Below are 17335 nucleotides of genomic sequence, written 5' to 3'. Positions count from 1 at the left end.
TCTGCCACAGTCCTAAATCACGGCCGTAACGACGCACCGGTATGCCCTAACTTAACGACCTCGCGATGGAATAACGTGCGCCTCATCACAATCCACCTCATCATTGAAATCGAGCGGCTTCATTCTCGCGTGCCATGTCTCGCTCTTCGGATCGTAAATACCCGGCAATGGATGGATTGCATTTATTTGTAAGAGATCGCGCACGTTCAAGGTGGCGATAGCCGTTCGATAAACGAGCGCGGTTGCAGCAATGTACAGGTCTTGTCCAAACGTAGGGTCTCTGGCGTCCGCACGAGGAACCCGCAAATTCTTGAGCCTAGGTTCCGCTGCAAATGTTCCGCAGACTTCGATGATCTCCAGGGTCGGAAAGATGATTGGTATCTCTCCGTTCGTCAGCTCCTTGTACCAAGCGCTCAACCGAACGGCCTTCATGGGACTGCGGGCGCAGACTTCTGTAATCCCTTTTTGGATTTCCAGAAGAGCAGCTGCCGGTAGGAAAATGTTTGGAGCTGTTCGTAGAAACTCGACCACATTGGGATGTGGATTTACCTTGCTCGTTTCACTTACAACGTCGGTATCCAGTAAAAAAGCCAATTTCATCTTCGACCTCAATCCATGCGAGGTCTGATTTTTATCCCTGTTGGGTATTAGTCTGCGAAAGACTAATTAACATACGATGAATGTAAATGGCGTATTGTTGTCGTTCACGGATTCCGAATTTCCCTCAACGTCCGTGCCTCGCGGCTTCAAACTCGTTGCAAGAATTTCCAGGCCGGTGATAAGTTATCCGTGATGGGTGCCAAGGACTCAATTACGATCCAGCCTGGCGACAAGGAACTCTTACAGTTCCTTGAACGCGTCCGTGCGCTCGGATCGGCCGTCATCGAGACAGGGAACATTCGTTATTTCGTCACGGTCCGGACTGACGTGGTCAGCGACAAGGGGCGAGAGTTCCTGGCACATGGTGGACCAGCAGATTAGGTCAAAATGCCCGTTCTAAATCTCTGCAAAACGCTTCCGGCAGCGCCGTTTGCACGCGCGCAAGTGGAAAACCTCAGCTTTCGTTGTCACCAATCTTGAGTTCGCTGGCCAATAACACCAGTCTCTTCCGCGACGAAAAACGCGGTATTGGAAAATGCGACTCCATCCGGTGCAAAAGGACGTGGCTCTCTACGAAGAGGGGTTCGGTGAATCCGACCTCCTAGGAAGAAAAGCTACTGGGCAGCGAATTTCAGAACTACTGGAGCGTGTTGAAGACCCTATCGTCTTGGCCGTCGACGGGCCTTGGGGAAGTGGAAAGTCGTATTTTCTGAAGCGTTGGGTTGGGGCGCATACTGTCGAGAACAGTGGCGCTGCCACCACTGTCTACTTCGATGCGTTTGCCAATGACTATCTGGATGATCCACTGATCGGGCTTACCGGTGCGATAGGTGACCGTTTACCTGCAGGGAAGCCCCAAAAGAGCTGGAAAAAGGCGAAGAACGTGGTCGCCACGGTTGCGCGCCCGGCTCTGAGAATTGCTGCTGCTTTTGCGACAGCAGGCGTGACTGAAATCACGGGGCCTCTGGTCGATGCAGCCGTTGAGGCTGCAGGGAAGGAGGCTCAAGACGCCGCCGAAGCATTCTGGAAGCGCGAGGACGGCCGTCGGGCTGCCATGCTGCAGTTTCGTGCCGCTCTCAGTGAGCTAACCAATGACGGGAAACCTCTACCCGCCTGTGCTCGGGCGAAACCTGTCTCGGACGAGGCGTTTTTGTGGCTTGGGATTGGAGTTGATCAATTTCAGAAAGGCGGAAAATCCGAACTTGGGCACGTGGCTCATTTTGCTGAATTCCTGTTGTCTACTGATCTGATTTAGCTCCCGATCCCTGAACTGTTTCTGTTTTGTTGTTGGTCCCGGGCAGGACCTACCTGCCCGGGGAACGATTTTTTTATCTTTGGTGAACGGTCACCCTTTCCAAGCAATCAACTCACGAAAGCTCGGAGGCCAGTTTTGGCTTCAATCCCGGCCATTTTCCTCGCGGACTGGCCAGGATCAGCTTCGGTTTCTCAATCGCCTATCGTCACCCCAAGACAGGTCTCGGAACTATCCTATGGTTGCATCGCCACATTACTTCCAAGGTCAGTTTGGCAGCCTTTGTCGGATTCGTCCGGTGAACCTTGCCAATGGCATCGTTTCACCGGACGCGACATTAAGCAATGCGGTCTACGCAGCCACTTGGATTGTCCCAACCGTTTTCACGATTCCAAGCACTTAGCACCCGCCGCAGACAGCGAAGAATGTCCCAAATGACAGCTTGGTTTGTCCCAAAATCGCAAGTCGATGAATCATCATCGTTTCAGGGGCAGCAATCGAATTTCAGAAAGAGGATGGAGCTCTCGTGTGAATCGAAGAGTTCTGGAACGGGCAGCTCGAAACCGAGCTATCGAGTTATCATCCCGCGGTAGGTTGTTGTGTGATCGCATGGACGATGGCGAGTTGCTTGCCGCATTGGATCGGATGAATACGACCGAGATCGCGGGACCAGGTCGGTTATGCGACCACACTCAATGTCACTGAAGTTTTGAGATCGATGCGATTCCAGAGGAACGGCTGATGGCGTTCGTGGATAGGTCCACGAGGCGATCTCTGTCATCGTTCAAGTGATCGCGACGGTGCGGTTCCAAGCCTGTAGATGCTGACGAGCTGACAGCGATCCAATACTGGCATCAATCGAATCCGGACGTGGACCGATGTATTGGCATCAGCAATTGAACCAATTATTGGTTCTATCGGTCCAAAAACAGGTTCACCTGATGTCCACAATCGACTTTATGCTTTCAGGTAGGCAGCAACGCATGCTCGGAGCTCTTCTCCTGAACCCGGAGAAGGAGTTTGGCACAAACGAGCTTTTGTCTATCGGCGGCCCCGGCGTAGGTGCCGGGCGCAACATCATCCGCGCCTTCGAGAGGTCGGATATCGTCGTCAAGTCGTCACGAGGAAACCAGGTCGTCTATTCGATCAACTCGAAGAACCCGATATATAATGAATTGCGATTGATCTGCCTCAAGACCTTCGGACTGAGGGATGTCATTGCGGGCGTTCTCAGACCCCTTCGCGACCGCATCGAACTGGCATTCATCTTCGGATCCATCGTCAAGGGAAGTGAGCGTGCCAGCAGTGACGTTGACCTCATGGTCATTGGCAACATCGACTTTCTCGAGATTGGAGAGGCCGTGCAAAAGATGGAGGAGGTTGTCGGTCGCGAGATAGACCTTCAGCTCCACACATCGGAGGAATGGAAGCAGCTTGCCGGGGATCGCGTGATCGGAGCGATTATGGGAGGAGAAAAGATCATGGTGGTTGGTGGATGCCCTTGAAAGCCAATGCAGGGAACGATGCTCCGCATGGGGCAATCCGAAACAGGCCACAGTCTGGGGTGAGAGAACTCAGGCAGCGGTAGCCAGCAAGCGAGGAATGGCGCTCCGAGCGATCAGGATGGCTCCGATTTCGTCTTGGGGGAATGCGGGAACAATCTCCCGTCGTCGGATCCGATGCATGAGCTCCATTCGGTTGAGACCGTATTCCGTGCACACGGCCCCGAACGAGAGATACGCCGATCGAAACGCCTCCACTTCGCGCTCGTCGTAGAGCTGCCGCTTGTGGAAGCCATATTTGATGGGGGTCAGTTCTCCGCGTTTGACGAGCGCGGTGAGCGGGCCGCGCTTGATCCCGAGCAGCCGCGCGGTCTCGGTGGCATTTAGCCCAATACGGTGGCCAAGGGCGGAACTGACTTCTTTGCCGTCCACCAGCAGCCGTGAACTGAATGGACCATGATTCTTCATGGCGACGGTTTTCAATCTCTGGTCCAAAACGAGTTGCAACAGCTCTTTCTGTTGCCTTCCCATAGACTTCGCAGCGGTCGCTACGGAGATCATGCCAGTGGCAGGCTTGGCAGTGATGGCATTGTCCAGCTTTGCCTTGAACGCCTCGATCTCCGACCTCGCGTAGCGATCCAGCATCACATAGCTGCGGTCTTCGGCTGCGCGGCGTTCGAACGGCATCGGCTTGATGAATCCTTCGGCCACCAGACGCGCGAAGAAGGGTTCCTCGCAGCCGATGATCTTCGCGGCCGCGTTGGACAAGACACTGCTGTTGAGCATGCCAATGGCCTCTTCAGCATCAGCGCGTAATATGAACTGCTCACCTTTGTCCGGGTAATGGGTCCGAAGGTGCCCCATGGCGCAGAGTATTCTACGAACCGTCTGATCACTGATGCCCGTGGCTTTCACGACCATGTTGACGGAAGTCCAGGCGCTGTCCTCGACCTTGCCGAAGAAGTCGGATCCGTTGAGGATCGGCATCGATGCCAGCGTATATTCGCGGATCGCCTTCCGGATTGAATCGAACTCCGGGCCTTCGCGGTAGTCGTGAAGGCTGTTGTACATCCGACCGTAGATGGCCTGACCGCCACGCAGGTTCGACAGCGTGCTCTCTTTTCTGACGACATCGAGGAGCGCGTGCAGTCCCTCCTCGCCCTTCTCGAGTTTCAGAAAGGCATGGTTGGCCGCCTCGAGAAGGGCGGTATCACCAAGACTGTTCACCCGGCAGCGCTTTCCGTGGAGGGCGGCAACCCCGATGAGTTCGCAGAAGTGGGTGCAAGACGCGAGCGTGAGGCCATCAAGCAGCGGCCCGTGATCGCGCCTACCGGCTACGCGGTCGCTGACGAAGATCTCAAACGGCGTGACTTTCTGGGGAACGCTCCGGCCGACGATCTCCGGCATGTTGTCCTTCTCCATTTCGAGCGCGGTCAGAAAATCGTAGGCATGGTTGATGTAGCGGACATCGAGAGACTGCACCAACGTCTGACCGTGCTTCCGGCATGCCCGGATCGTCGGGAACATCCATTCCCTCCGGCAGTACGGGCGGGTGCCAGGGATTCGACGCTGATCCGCCTCGTCATCGGCAAGACAACCCGGACAGAACCGCAGCTTCCGCCGCGCAAGGGAGGGAGCCGGGAAATATTCGCCACCGATGACCGCACCGTGATTGTCGCGGACTTCCACCGCGTGGGGCATCAGCTTCGATACCGGCATCTCGACCAGTTCTGCGAAACGCAGGATCTGCGCTCTGTCGCCCTTCTCGAACCTGATCCGGTTGATTCCCACATCGCGGCAGAATTCACTTGAACGGGTGCGGCCGTTCGCGCGCGAGATCCTTGACATGAAGCTCGTGAGGAGCTCGTCCTCGAACAGCGGTACCTTGGTCAGGCCGAACATTGTAGGATCCTCATCTGCCGGAAACGGTTGTCGTCAGTGTCCCGTCCTCGTTCACCTCCCGGATGATCTCGAACCACCGCTCGCTGGTGAACACGTTCGTGTATTCGTCGCAGTTGGAAATGCGCTGGTAGGCTTCCACAAAATGGCGGTATACGATCTTGCCGCCGGACTTCTCGTCCCACAGCGAACGCTCGATCGCCATCTTGATGATCTGGATCGTCATGCCGAGGCGCCAGATCCCGGCATGCAGGAGCCGCCGCAGGAACTCGCGGCTCAGGGGCACGGCAAGATCCAGCCTGCATGTACGGGTGAGATGTTCGAGGACATCCCCCATGAAGTCGATGTCATTGTCGTCGTTGCCGTCGTCCGGGCTGTCCGACAGTTCGTCAATCCACACGACGGGAGCCCGGCGCTTCATCTGCTTGAACGGATCCCGTTCGATGAAAGTGAGCAGATCGGGTACGCCGCTGAGGATCATCCAAAGCGGCCATCTCAGATCCTGCATCGCACCCTTCACGATGTTCGCAAGATAATCGACTCCCTTCTGGTTGGGAGCGTGCAGGGCGTGCTGGAATTCGTCGAGATAGAGGATGTAGGTCTGCTTGCGCATCATGGTGGTGACCACCTGATCCCAGATGTAGGGGTCCGAGCGGGTATCTGCAACCGGATTGCCTGCATGCCTGAGGATCGCCAGGCCGAGGCTCTTGGCCGTGCAGCCTGGCGGAGTCCGAACACGCAGGCACGCACCGATCATGTTGTCGTACTCGTCCTTGAAAGGCTGCAGGGACGGGTTGGCATCGAGGCGGCGCTTGACGATGGTGCTCTTTCCGGCTCCCGATTTTCCGACCACGGCCACCGCATAGCCCTCGTCCGCGTTGCCGCTCATGATGTGGGCCAGCATGAGTTCGAGCTCTGCGTCGATAAGGTCATCGAATCTCGTGACGATGTGCGTGGCCTTTAAGTCCGCGAGGATGGCGGATCGCTCGACCGTCTTGCTGCCGGCGGTGTTGCGGATGTGATCGAGCATGCTGCGCCGAGGTGCCGATTCCATCATGGTCAGTCGTCCTTCCTGGTGCTTTCGATCCTGAGCGGCCGTCGACCGCCGCGACGCGTCGTCGATGCTTCATCGACGGCAGGTCCGTCCACGGGCTTGCCGATTTCCCGGTCTTCTCCGTCCGGTGACAGCGCTGCCCCGAGGTCGGCCTGCGTTGGCTCGCGGTCACTCCTAGTCGTCGACTTTCTGCCTAGGGACGCAGGCGACTCCGATCTCGTCTGATCAGGCAACCCTGGAATGGGTTCGAAAACCCCCTGCGGGTTGAACGGATCTTCATCGGATGACACGGACACGTCGGCCGGGGCGACCAGGGCGGGGTCCCCGAAGTCGATGTTCTCGCGCTTGGAGTAGCGGTTCGTGGCGATCTCCTTCTCCTCGAAGTCGCGAACCTCCCGCGCCGTCACACCCGGAGTGCTGATCTTGGCGGCGACCTTGCTCTGTCTGGAGGCCTCCCTCACGTCGACGAGACCGATGCGCATCTTTTCCTGATACCACATCGCCATGCGTCCGAACTTGCGTTTGACGTGGCGGATGTTTTCCATCCATTCGAAAAGGCTGACACCTTCCAGCCCGTCCTCGGTGCAGCCGACATCCATCCACTTGTTGGTGTAGAGATTTTTGACCGAGATCTTCGACATGTCCTGGTCGTTGATGCGGATTGTCAGTTCCGCATTCTGCCAGCGCTTGCGGAGAGCCTGCAACTCGTCGCTGCGATAGAACAGGTTCAGGATCTGGATGCCCTTGTTTCCAATCTTGCGAGTGTCGGTGATACCGAAGATCTCACGGTAGCGGTCGGGGCCCGGAGGGCCCTTTACAGCGCCGTCGGCGTACTGCGAACCCCAGTACCAAGCTTCCAGCGGGGTCAGTCCATAGAGACCCCGATGGGGCGTGTTGTGGTAGCATTCGACGATGAGGCGCACGAGCAGCGAGCATAACTCGTCATGCGTGATGTGGGCATGCTTCTCGGCATTGTACTCGTCCCTGAGGAGCACGTTGCTGAAGGTCTGGCCCGAAAACATATGGATGTAGCGTTGGTTGATCGTGCGGAAGAAGCGCTCAACCCTTGCCCGAAGGTGCGGATGCTTCGAGGGCGGGATTGCGGCGCGACCAGTGAACGCCATTGCGGCGACTTGGAACTTGTCGGCGATGTAGCCAGCGCCCGCGTCCGTGTGGATGTCCTCGGGTTGGCCTGCCTGGGGCCATTCGCAAGTGGTGCCAGCAAGGGCGGCGATGTTGTTTTTATCCTGGGCAACCATCGCCAGGGTCGCAACTGCGGCATCAGCGTCCGGTTCGGCATACAAGATCTTCAGGCCGCACACGGATCTCGACCACGCGTCAAGCGCCACGGACATCCAGGCCCTCCGCCTGTCCTCAATGCGCTTCTGCACATCCGGATGAAGGAACCGCCAGATTCCGTTTCTGTTGAGAAGGCGCACGAGATCCATCTCGTGCTCGTCCATCTCGATGATCTGGAGCGGCCTTTTCACCTGCAGGCCCTTCTGCGCGATGATGAACTTGCGCATCACCCGATGCTTGTTTTCCGAGCGCGCGAATTCCTTCCGGAAGTCTCCGTATTCGTTGATCATCCGTTGGAACGATCGAAGAGAAGGTAGGTTGAGGGAAGCCTCTCCTGCCTTCACCCGTTTCAGGTTCTGCCCGACCATTTCCTCCCAGCACGCCTTCATGGTGAGCTTGTCCTTTGTCAGGTACATCTCTGCATGCTTCTGGTGAAACGCCAGTTCGTCGGGGGTGTAGGTGATGGAAGGAGCGGTGCGTCCCTGGTAGCGTGGCAGCAATGACCGGGGATCCAATCCTCCCAGTTCAAAGCGTTTCAGGAGCCTCCGGAACTGGCGGGGCGATGGCTTCTCTCTTTTCAGATTCAGACCGTTGCCGCCCTTTTCAGGTTCCTGCTCCTCGCATTGCGCGATGAAGACGGCGAGGAATTTGGCGATGCAGGCATCGGACCTGCTGAACTTGACCCCGGTGTCGTACACGTCGAATTCGGCCGCCAGGAATTCACTGACCATGCGGGCGCGCAGGACCACACGAGGCGGAAGCTCGAAAATCTTCGCCTCCTGCAGTCTAAGGATGGCGTTCCGCTCCGTATGGTAGTCGTACAGGATCTCAAGGACGCCGATCTCCAGCTTCCTCGTGACATCCCGCCATACCAGAGGCTCGAATTCCACTGGTCTGTCCGTCTCCACAGACCGGAGGACCACGCCGTTCTCGAACTCCGTGGAGTAGTCCCACAAGCGACCCCGGTAGCGGCATCGATCGTTCGGACCGATGCCGTACCGGGTGAACCTGTCATCCTTTGTAAGGAAGCTAGTTTGCATGGCGGGCTCCCTCCGAGATCCGGAGCCAGGAAAGCTTCGAGAGCGGCGTGGAATCCGCTGCCGGATGATCGTGGATTACGAGGCCAGCATCGATCAGGACCCAGACTGCATTCCAGGTGATGGAGAAGGCGGTATCGGGCATGTTCAGCATGACATCGAACATCCGGGCACGGCCACCAAGTTTGCGGAGGACTTCAAGCGCAAGCGCATTGTTCTTCTCGTTCTTCAAGTTGCGTGCGCGGAGAATTTCCCGAGCCCGGTAAACGGCAGGTTTCGAAATCTCCTTTTCCGTCAGCAGGATGATGCGATGAGCATGCTTCCTCATCTCTTGGTTACGAATGAGTTCAAGATCGATCTCGAGATCGCCGAGACCCTCCTCATGCCGGACCGCGTAAAGAGACCGGCAGCCGTTGCTGAAGCATGCGAGCAAATCGAACATGTGCCGCTTCTCCACCCCGCTGCGGCGGAACTTGATCCATCCATACTGCGCCTGGATGCGCACGCCGGGGTCGCTGGCCATGAGGATCTCCATGGCGTTCGCCTCAAGCAGGCTTTCGAGACGGTGATAAGTGTCGGTCGCCTCGTTGACGACATTGACCCGGTTGGTCGCGATGCTCTTGCGCTCTTCGGCAGGGATTTTGCCGGGAGTGTTGCGGAGAGCGAGGCTACGGTCGGCGTGGCCCGCGGACGGCTGACTGCGCCAAAGAATCTCGCTGGCGGGATCCTTATCGTAATATTTCAAAACCTCCTTCGCGCACGCCGACCTCGCGCATCCACGCGTTGTCGGGAGATGCATAGACAGTCTTGCGCTCGTACGGCTGGGCCAGCAGGTCGATACCCTGACGGCGCTCGTGAATGGTCTGAACGATAAACCCCGGACCCATTGTGGTCTCCCTTGATTAGATGCTGCCAGCGAACCGACGGCCAGCGTCGGTGTCCGGAGCCGCGAACGGCTCCGGCATCATCAGAACAGTCTCAGTGACGTGCGCAGGACGGGTATGCGAAGGTCCCGTAATCGCTGATCCACAGCTCCGCATCATCCGCTTCGTGGTTGAGAACGGAGCGTTCGTCGGCGAAGATTCCGACAGACGGCACGGTCAGGATCCACTTGAGGTCCGGCTCGTCACAGAAGTCTGCATCAAGAACACGGTGCAGGCTGTCGGATTCGTGCGCGCGGGCGCCGAACGTCGTCTCGGCCTCCAGGGCCTCCTCAACGCAGAGATCGAGGAAATCCTCGAACGTCGGGTACGTCATCAGGGGTTCGCCCTGAAGGTGGCGCGACTGGTTCTCGACATCGATCGCGTCGAGATACGAGAGGTAGTGGCTCGAGAGGTCGAGCGGGCGGGTCGGGCGGAGGTTGGTGGTGGTCATGGCAGACGCCTTTCTCTGGGCAGTATGGGACCGGCGCGCGGAATGCGTGCCGTAAATTCGGTTTGAGAGAGGGAAAGGGATCAGGGGGTGATGCGCGCACGGGTGCCGGGGCTGTCCGGAACGGATTCCGAAAACAACGGGCGGGCGGCAACGTCGTCATGACGTCTGCTTGAGGTGGGTTTGGTATCTCTGGAAGTCATTGCATGTCCCCTGGTTTGTCTTCGAGCTTGCGAAGGGGGGACGGCCGTGCCTCGATGGGCAGCGGCCAGATTCATGGCGATACCCTAGATCGAGGAAAGGCGGCCGTCCCGCCTGGCTATCGATATGGCTTTAAAGCCCATGACTTCATTCCTTGCCGGGGATGGCACCACGCCATCCGAGCGCTGCGAACATAAGAGACGATTTCAACTTTTGCAACGGAATAAAATCAACAAAAACAGCCACTTAGTGGAGTTGTCGCCCAATTAATAGAAACCCTAAAGTTTGAACTATCCACGGAACTCTTCCGGGGCATCTGCATGTTTTTGGGATGTCCCAGTAATTTTATCGCGCTGTTAAGTCGATTTCCACCGACAGATGTAGTATTCACCTATTTTGGCGGCAGTTATATTTTGCTGAGCGGGCGTTTTATTAGATGCTGTCGGATGAAATTTTACCCGTCCAAGTATGGACGAGCGCGAGATATCGTACTCGTGGATTCCGTTTTTGCTCTAAGCTTGAGTTTACATTCTCCCGAACGGAACGTTGTCGCTTGCACCTCCGATACCCACCATTCCGTCCAGGGAGACGGACATGGACATCACAACAATCAACCAATGGCTCGTTGATCGAGGATTTTCGGCGACCGGCGGCGGCAACTTCGAAAGCGCTTATGCTGGATACAGTGTGAGAGTTGCGCTGAACCGGACCGGCGGCCGCGTTACAGCCCATAGGCATTCGCGGCGGCTGGATATCGCAGTCTTCAGATTGGACCAGTTGTGGATCGACACCCATGGCATGCTCCGGGCGGCGGGCCTTGACGACTACTTCGCCGACAGAATGAAAGCAGGCAACCCTGCGCCCAGGTGGTTCCCGGAAGGTTTCCGCCGCGCGGTCTACCGAGATGCCGAGCGACCCAATGTCCTCGCAGAGGAACTCCCGAATGCGGAACGGGCCATCCGGTGGGCCTGTGAAAATGGGTTCACCAGGGTCGGACCCCGAACCTTCCAGGCGGACTATGCCGACAGCATCGTCGAATTCCACGTGGGAAGATCCGAGATCGTGACCCAGATGATCACCGGGAACCGGAGGGAGCTGATCATGACCAAGCCGATACGATCCCTCAGGTTCGATGCAACGGGCATGATCCGTGGAGCGGGACTTGACGGATACTTCGTGCGGGAGATGGAGATCGGTGGCGAAACTCCGATCTGGTTCAACGCCAGCTACGTCGAAGCTCTCGAGAGCGGGATCGCAAGGCCTTCGATGCGCTGATGCGGCCTCAAAGCATGGGTAGCATCTCTTCACGGCATTCCTCCATTTCGTCGAGGCGTGGGAGAACGAATTCTGTCTCAGGCGGCACGTACCAGTGCGACTCCAAGGGATGGTACAAACCCGGCAGCGGGAACCTCTGATGGATTTTCAAGTAGTCACGGGTGTTCCCCGTCAGAATTGGCAAGCCGTGCGTGATGGCGACCGCGGCGATCATCAGGTCATGCCCCAGTCGCGTCGCCCGCTCACCACGCTGAACCGTCCACATTGGCCTGAGGCACGAGACCGATGTCATCTGTGCGTAGACGTAGGCGACTTCGGTATTCATCTCGGGCGAGGGGAAGTCGATATTCAGTATCTCGTTCACCCACTCCATGATCCGAGCGGCTCTTTGCGGATCGTCGCGCTGTTTCAGATGGGCGCCGCGCATCAATTCCGTTATAACGGGGTAACTAATATGCAGACGATGTATTCCTACTCGCAGCAGCCAAGCCCGCAGTCCTGGAGGAGGGCGTGTCCTACCCATCAGGCTTACAATGTCGGTATCAAGTAGAAGCGGAGGTTCGGTCATTGCCAAATCCTGCAGGTCGAGCTGACTTCACTGTGGATGATAAGGCAGCGCATCGTGGGGCTGCTTTGCCATCCGACCATTTCGGTTAATCGAAGAGGCAAGAGTGTCGGACATGTGGGAACGAGATGAAGCCGAAGCTCGCATGCATGAATTTCTGAATGCGGCAAAAATCCTTGGCCCGCAGACGGTGATCGACCGCCACGGGACTTAAGCGATCGTTTTCACTCAGCGCAAACCAGGACTGGAGGCACTGTTCTCCTTACCTGGCCCCCTGAAGGACGACGACCTTGGAAATTGTTTTGATTTCTTGACTTGCCTGGACCGTAACCGGTGTTTCAGCGGTCAACAAGATAGCGTCGTAAAGAATCTACAGTTGCTGTAGCTATAGTATTGACGAATCAAATTTTAATTTTTCACCGGTCCCGGACGAGGGATGAATCAAGGGTCTTCCGGGGGCCACTCAGCAGGCAGTCCCACCAGATCCGCGAGCGATCTGCCCTCGATGCGCCCGTAGTCTCCGTCTCCATCCGGTAGGCCGAAGCCCGGAAGCGGCATGACATCGTGAGACAGCGGATTCGCTGCAAAGGGGTTGTATGCGATGATCGGCTGCCAGCGGTCGTCGCGGAGTTTCCAGAGGTTCGGCTCGGGAAGCAAGGCCACGGCGCTGACGTTGGTATTCCTGGGATCGCCGTACCTTCCCCAGAAACCGTCCGCCGTCCGCTCGTCGTAGGTCTCCATGCTACCGTCGGCTAGGCGCCGGAATCTGACGCTCGGGCTTCCGAACAGTCCGTCGATGAGAGCGTCCTCCACATGATCCCCTACTGGAATCGACCCCTTGCAGTCCGCGACGACGATGAGGTAGGGCGTTTCCTGGATCCCATACTTCCTCGCCTTGTTCTCCAACGCCACCCGCAGGTCCAGGTGAGGAGAAACAGATCGCAGCCCCATCATCGCCGCGCCGATCTTTCGCTCGTAGTTCTTATCCTTGCTGAAGCCTCCGAGAAGCGTGAGATCGAATTCCCAGTCCTGGGCCGCGAATGTGCGCCTGGGGGTCACCCTCGTGTCGTCCCCACACTCGTTCCGGGCCCACAGCTCGACCTCGGATTTCAGCTTGTTCACGCTCGGTGCCGTCTGACCATGTTTTCGGACCTCGTATCCCATGAGCCAGCCGGGCGGCAGATCCACGGTCTCAAGACCGTTATAGATGGCGGCTTCGCGGTTATCGCGAGCGACCGTCCTCACATCCGGGCCGAAGGATGTCACCTCCACGTAGGCCAATGCCACGCCCGAGGTGTCTTTCACCAGAAAGTCTGGCTTGTTCGTAGGATGGGGGCATGCCGGGTGAATCTCGACTTCATGACCCAGGCGCTTCAGCGCGATGTATGTCACGATCTCGGCAAGCGCCTGCTCGTACTGTGCATCGTTACGGTTCTTCATCCGACTTATCAGCTCGAGCTGCTCGGATGAGGGAAATTCTGCAATCCAGCCGTTCACAAGGTCGCGGTAGACGACATAAGGGTTTCTGCCGGAGCTGTCGTAGAAATCGAAGCAAGGCTCCCCGGAGCGCCGGGGCGATCTGCGTGTACGCTCTTTTTCCTCGAAAAGTGCCATGCATCCTCCCTTGCCAGTCAATCTCCAGAGATACCCCGGCCTGCCCCATCGTCCAGGGACTCGCCTTGACTGGCTTGCCTTCCTCCGGCTGAAAAAAATCTTTCATGCCGCCATGGCCCACCAAGATAGGACCATAGATCGAGTCCTTCCACGGAAATGGTGCTTCGAGCGAACTCCAGCGACAGCGTGTCGTACAACGCCTCGGCTTTCTGCCAATGCACCTTGTTCTGTACCGTGATGTGGGGACCCCATGGCTGATGATCCTGGGGTGCGAGCCAGGGCGTGAACTCCGTCTTCAAGCGAGCTCTCGTTGCCATGAGATGTTCACTGTCGAGAACGAAGGCAACGCCGTTGCCCATGTTGCGAACGCCGATTACCCCGACTTCGATCGCTCGCGTCATCCGCGCCGCTTCGGCCTCGAGGATATCCTCGATCTGCGGAAGATGCTCCGAGGGGAGCTTGTGGAACATGGTTACGTGCGCTCGCAGAAAGTTGCGATCCGCAGGGAAGAACTGCGCCCTGAGATTGTCGAAGAACAGCAAGTCCTGATCGTTCACATGCGCTGTCAGTATCAATGGAGGGTTCGACATCAAAAAGATCTAGGACTTGTCGGCGACGAATCAAACCGGCTTGACGTCGGGAAAATCGTTCCTTATTCGTTCCGTCATGAGCAATTTCAGCGCCCCCACGTTCCGAATAGGTTGACCGAGTCCGGGACGGTTCCCGGTCTCCGCCACATCACCTATTCGTTGGAGGCAAGGTCATGACGACCTTTGTTGCGCATGCCGCAGGCGATGAAGCTTGCGATCTCCCCATCTCTTACAAGTCACGCTTTCCTTCTCACACAACGAAGTGCCGCGGTCGCACGCTCTATCGTTCCCAAGAGGCAAGCGATTATGCCTGCCTGCTGGAAGTCGACCCTATGGTGGTCCACTGGCGGTGCGTGACACAGCCTATCGTCAATGACTCCCCTGCGCTCAAGCCACGTCACCGCTACGTGGATTTCTCGGTGCGGACCTCGGATGAGCGGAATCTCCTCATCGACATCTGGCGCGGTATCCCTGAAACCATCACCTGGCTGCCGGCGGTCGCGGAGCGCCTTGGTTATCGGTACCAGGCAGTCTCCATCTTCGACCTGAACCCGGTTCGAATTCAGAACGCCAGAGACCTCGTCCGATACGCGGGCTGGCAAGCGACACTCGGAGACCGCGTCCGCATCCTGGCGGGACTTGAAGAGGAGGGGTCACTGACGCTCGCCGAATGCCTCGGGGCGGTGCGCGAGAGCAGACCGATGGCATCGATCGCCAGCATGATCATGATGGGTCTGCTGGAAGTCGATCTCGATGAAGCGCTGCTCGGGCCGGATACCGCCATCCGCGCCGTCCGTTCGTAGGAGGCAATCATGAAAAGGGCAAAACATGACGAGCGAAAGCAATCGCTCGAAGTGGCAACCTATGCCAATTCTCTACGCCTGCCGCTACGTCGCTGCGGCATCTTCCTTCGAGGAGACAAGACTGCTGGGGTGCTTCTGCCACCCGAAGCTGACATCGAACTCTATGAACGTGCGGTGAAAGACATGCTTGCCACCAGCGGACTGAACTACATCGTCGCCCTGGTGCGTGTCAGCAAGCATCAGGGGGAAACTGACTCAGCCGAGGCGCAAAGGGCGGTGGCTTCAAGCAAGTCCGTCATCGTGCTCATGGCGCACGGCGCAAACCCACCACCGGAACTGTCGGTGGCACTGGACCGTATCGAGCAGGTCGGCGCGGTCAAGCCGTATCATCTGGTCCTCGCTGCGAAGAGCGTCTTCGGGTTGGAAATCGACCGTGAGCACGCGGTGCGACTCTTCTCCTACCCTCTGTCCGTGGTGTTCTCTGCCATCAAGGGAACGCGGCCCATCGAGGTCACCCTGGAGAAGCTCGAAGGTTCGGCCAAGGTGAAGGAGATCAAACGCTCGGTCTCCTGGGAACCGACGATCGAGCAGCTTGCTGGCTACGGAAAGGCGACCGAGTGGGCGCTGGACCTCATTGAAGATATCACCGCCTGGCGACAAGGCGAGATCGATTGGCGTGACGTCGACGGTGGCCTGCTCATCAGCGGACCGCCGGGATGTGGCAAGACGCTTTTTGCGAGTGCGGTCGCAAGATCTTGCGGCGCGACCCTGGTGACAGCATCGAGCGCCCAGTGGCAGGCGAAAGGGCACTTGGGAGATATGCTGCGTGCCATGCGTGCAAGCTTCAAGGAGGCGATCGAAGCAGCGCCCTCCATCCTGTTCATCGATGAGTTCGACTCGTTCGGTTCCAGGGCGCACCTCAAGGGTGAGAATGCCGCCTATGGTCTCCAGGTCATCAACGCCCTTCTCGAACTTCTCGACGGTGCATCCGGACGGGACGGCGTCGTGGTAATCGCCGCCACGAACAGGCCTGACGACATCGATGAGGCCCTTCGCAGGCCGGGTAGGCTTGATCGGCACATCCAGGTCGAGATGCCGGATCTGGAGGCTCGAGAACAGATCCTTTCGGCGCATCTCGGTCTCGCCATCCCGGCGGACGAGATGCGAACCATTGCTCTCGCGACTAGCGGGTACTCCGGCGCAGCCCTACGGCAGCTCGTCAGGGATGCGCGCCGTATCGCGCGTAAAAACCGCAGGACAGTGTGCGGCGGTGATTTCCTTTCCATCGTGCCGCCCGTCGAGACCCTTTCAGAGAAAGAAAGGTGGGCAGTCTGCGTACATGAGGCTGGTCATGCGATCGTTGGAATGGCGCTCGGGACCGGCGAGATCGAGGCGATTGTTGTCGCAAGGCAAGCTGGACATCGCGACCGCAGTTTGGGGCACGTCGAGTGGCGCAGGTCCAATTTGCGTAACAGGACGATCCAGATGTATCGGAATGAAATTGCGATGCTGCTAGGCGCTCGGGCAGCCGAACATGTGATCCTTGGAGAAATCCACGAAGGTTCCGGCGGGATGCAGGGGTCCGACCTGCACAGGGCGGCTGACATCGCTACGGTACTTATCGGTGGCCACGGCGTGAACGGATTAGGCTACACGAACGTGTCGGCTTCGCGAGATCTCGATAAGCTGAGGGCCAGCGATGCCGTGATGAGGATGCACGTGGAGAGCCTGCTCTCCGAGGAACTGGCGAGGGCGGAGGGCATCATCCGGCAGCAACGCGAGGACACGATGGCGATCGCATCGGCATTGATGGGGACCGAAGTCCTTTCAGGGGCGGCCGCGGCTCAGATCCTGAGACCTGACGCTCCACTTCGTCGACGCGAAGGATGAAGAGGCCGCACTTCAACCCCATCAACATGTTCGGAGACACCAGATGTCGGGCGACAGGAAATCTGATGATGACAAGGGCGGCGATCGTGATCCCGAGAACGAAGTGGCGGAAACCGCAGAGACGGCTGTCGAAGGTCTCGCAAATGCTGGCTTCGCGCCTTCCAAGAGAGCGCGCCGGATTCTATCTCAAGGAAATCCCAGAGAGCGCCTGCGAAGGCGCATCTGCGGAAATGAGGAGGCGGAAGAACATGTCCTTCGAACGCGACCGCCCGATCAGGCGGACGATGGTGTTCGCTGAAGGGAAAGCGGCTTCGAGATAGGGCAGGAGGCACCACACGCGCTCGACCCGGAGATATCTGACGGAAACGAAGGGCCTTGGCCGC

16 protein-coding genes are annotated in these 17335 nt (G+C 57.9%); 6 read left to right on the top strand and 10 right to left on the bottom strand.

What is annotated here, in order from left to right:
* Nucleotides 1-51 precede the first annotated feature (51 nt).
* Complete coding sequence (locus tag P7F60_RS11290; protein WP_277917824.1) at nt 52-600, bottom strand: type II toxin-antitoxin system VapC family toxin; 549 nt, start codon at nt 598-600, stop codon at nt 52-54.
* 562 nt (nt 601-1162) lie between these two features.
* Here P7F60_RS11290 and P7F60_RS11285 point away from each other — a divergent pair.
* Nucleotides 1163-1855: a P-loop NTPase fold protein gene (locus tag P7F60_RS11285; protein WP_277917823.1), complete on the top strand. Its 693-nt coding sequence runs from the start codon at nt 1163-1165 to the stop codon at nt 1853-1855.
* A gap of 875 nt (nt 1856-2730) precedes the next feature.
* Nucleotides 2731-3357 carry a nucleotidyltransferase domain-containing protein gene (locus P7F60_RS11280; RefSeq protein WP_277917822.1) on the top strand — a complete coding sequence of 209 codons (627 nt, stop codon included), beginning with the start codon at nt 2731-2733 and terminating at the stop codon, nt 3355-3357.
* A gap of 69 nt (nt 3358-3426) precedes the next feature.
* Here P7F60_RS11280 and P7F60_RS11275 read toward each other — a convergent pair whose 3' ends face one another.
* From P7F60_RS11275 to P7F60_RS11250, 6 genes are all read right to left on the bottom strand, one after another.
* Nucleotides 3427-5256: a TniQ family protein gene (locus P7F60_RS11275; protein WP_277917821.1), complete on the bottom strand. Its 1830-nt coding sequence runs from the start codon at nt 5254-5256 to the stop codon at nt 3427-3429.
* A 10-nt stretch (nt 5257-5266) separates the two neighbouring features.
* Complete coding sequence (locus tag P7F60_RS11270) at nt 5267-6310, bottom strand: TniB family NTP-binding protein (protein ID WP_277917820.1); 1044 nt, start codon at nt 6308-6310, stop codon at nt 5267-5269.
* A gap of 2 nt (nt 6311-6312) precedes the next feature.
* On the bottom strand, nt 6313-8496 hold the full coding sequence (locus P7F60_RS11265; RefSeq protein WP_277917819.1) for a Mu transposase C-terminal domain-containing protein: 2184 nt from the start codon (nt 8494-8496) through the stop codon (nt 6313-6315).
* A gap of 139 nt (nt 8497-8635) precedes the next feature.
* Nucleotides 8636-9388: a hypothetical protein gene (locus P7F60_RS11260; RefSeq protein ID WP_277917818.1), complete on the bottom strand. Its 753-nt coding sequence runs from the start codon at nt 9386-9388 to the stop codon at nt 8636-8638.
* Nucleotides 9372-9530, bottom strand: a complete 159-nt coding sequence (locus tag P7F60_RS11255; protein WP_277917817.1) for a hypothetical protein — start codon at nt 9528-9530, stop codon at nt 9372-9374. Before P7F60_RS11255 ends, P7F60_RS11260 begins: the two co-directional genes overlap by 17 nt.
* 91 nt (nt 9531-9621) lie before the next feature.
* Nucleotides 9622-10017 carry a hypothetical protein gene (locus tag P7F60_RS11250; RefSeq protein ID WP_277917816.1) on the bottom strand — a complete coding sequence of 132 codons (396 nt, stop codon included), beginning with the start codon at nt 10015-10017 and terminating at the stop codon, nt 9622-9624.
* Between the two features lie 792 nt (nt 10018-10809).
* On the opposite strand from P7F60_RS11250, the gene P7F60_RS11245 reads away from it, so the two are divergent.
* On the top strand, nt 10810-11490 hold the full coding sequence (locus P7F60_RS11245; protein WP_277917815.1) for a hypothetical protein: 681 nt from the start codon (nt 10810-10812) through the stop codon (nt 11488-11490).
* 7 nt (nt 11491-11497) lie between these two features.
* Here the strand turns inward: P7F60_RS11245 and P7F60_RS11240 are convergent, their stop codons facing one another.
* The 3 genes from P7F60_RS11240 to P7F60_RS11230 form a co-directional block, all read right to left on the bottom strand.
* Nucleotides 11498-12058, bottom strand: a complete 561-nt coding sequence (locus P7F60_RS11240) for a PIN domain-containing protein (RefSeq protein ID WP_347276867.1) — start codon at nt 12056-12058, stop codon at nt 11498-11500.
* A gap of 438 nt (nt 12059-12496) precedes the next feature.
* The gene (locus P7F60_RS11235; protein WP_277917813.1) at nt 12497-13669 is read right to left on the bottom strand and encodes a hypothetical protein; all 1173 of its coding nucleotides are present in this window, start codon (nt 13667-13669) and stop codon (nt 12497-12499) included.
* Between the two features lie 17 nt (nt 13670-13686).
* Entirely contained in the window at nt 13687-14226 is a 540-nt protein-coding gene (locus P7F60_RS11230; RefSeq protein WP_277917812.1) for a 2'-5' RNA ligase family protein, read from the bottom strand.
* Between the two features lie 206 nt (nt 14227-14432).
* Between P7F60_RS11230 and P7F60_RS11225 the strand changes: the two genes are divergently transcribed.
* From P7F60_RS11225 to P7F60_RS11215, 3 genes are read left to right on the top strand one after another with little or no spacing between them, the layout of a single operon-like run.
* A complete protein-coding gene (locus P7F60_RS11225) occupies nt 14433-15062 on the top strand; it encodes a hypothetical protein (protein WP_277917811.1) in 630 nt (209 codons plus the stop codon).
* Nucleotides 15063-15071: 9 nt separating this feature from the next.
* Entirely contained in the window at nt 15072-16952 is a 1881-nt protein-coding gene (locus tag P7F60_RS11220) for an AAA family ATPase (protein WP_277917810.1), read from the top strand.
* Nucleotides 16953-16995: 43 nt separating this feature from the next.
* Nucleotides 16996-17250, top strand: a complete 255-nt coding sequence (locus tag P7F60_RS11215) for a hypothetical protein (RefSeq protein ID WP_277917809.1) — start codon at nt 16996-16998, stop codon at nt 17248-17250.
* Nucleotides 17251-17335: the final 85 nt, after the last annotated feature.

This window comes from Rhizobium sp. YJ-22 (assembly GCF_029601685.1).
In the GTDB taxonomy this organism is placed as follows: domain Bacteria; phylum Pseudomonadota; class Alphaproteobacteria; order Rhizobiales; family Rhizobiaceae; genus Metarhizobium.
This window is presented reverse-complemented; position numbering and strand designations above follow the sequence as displayed.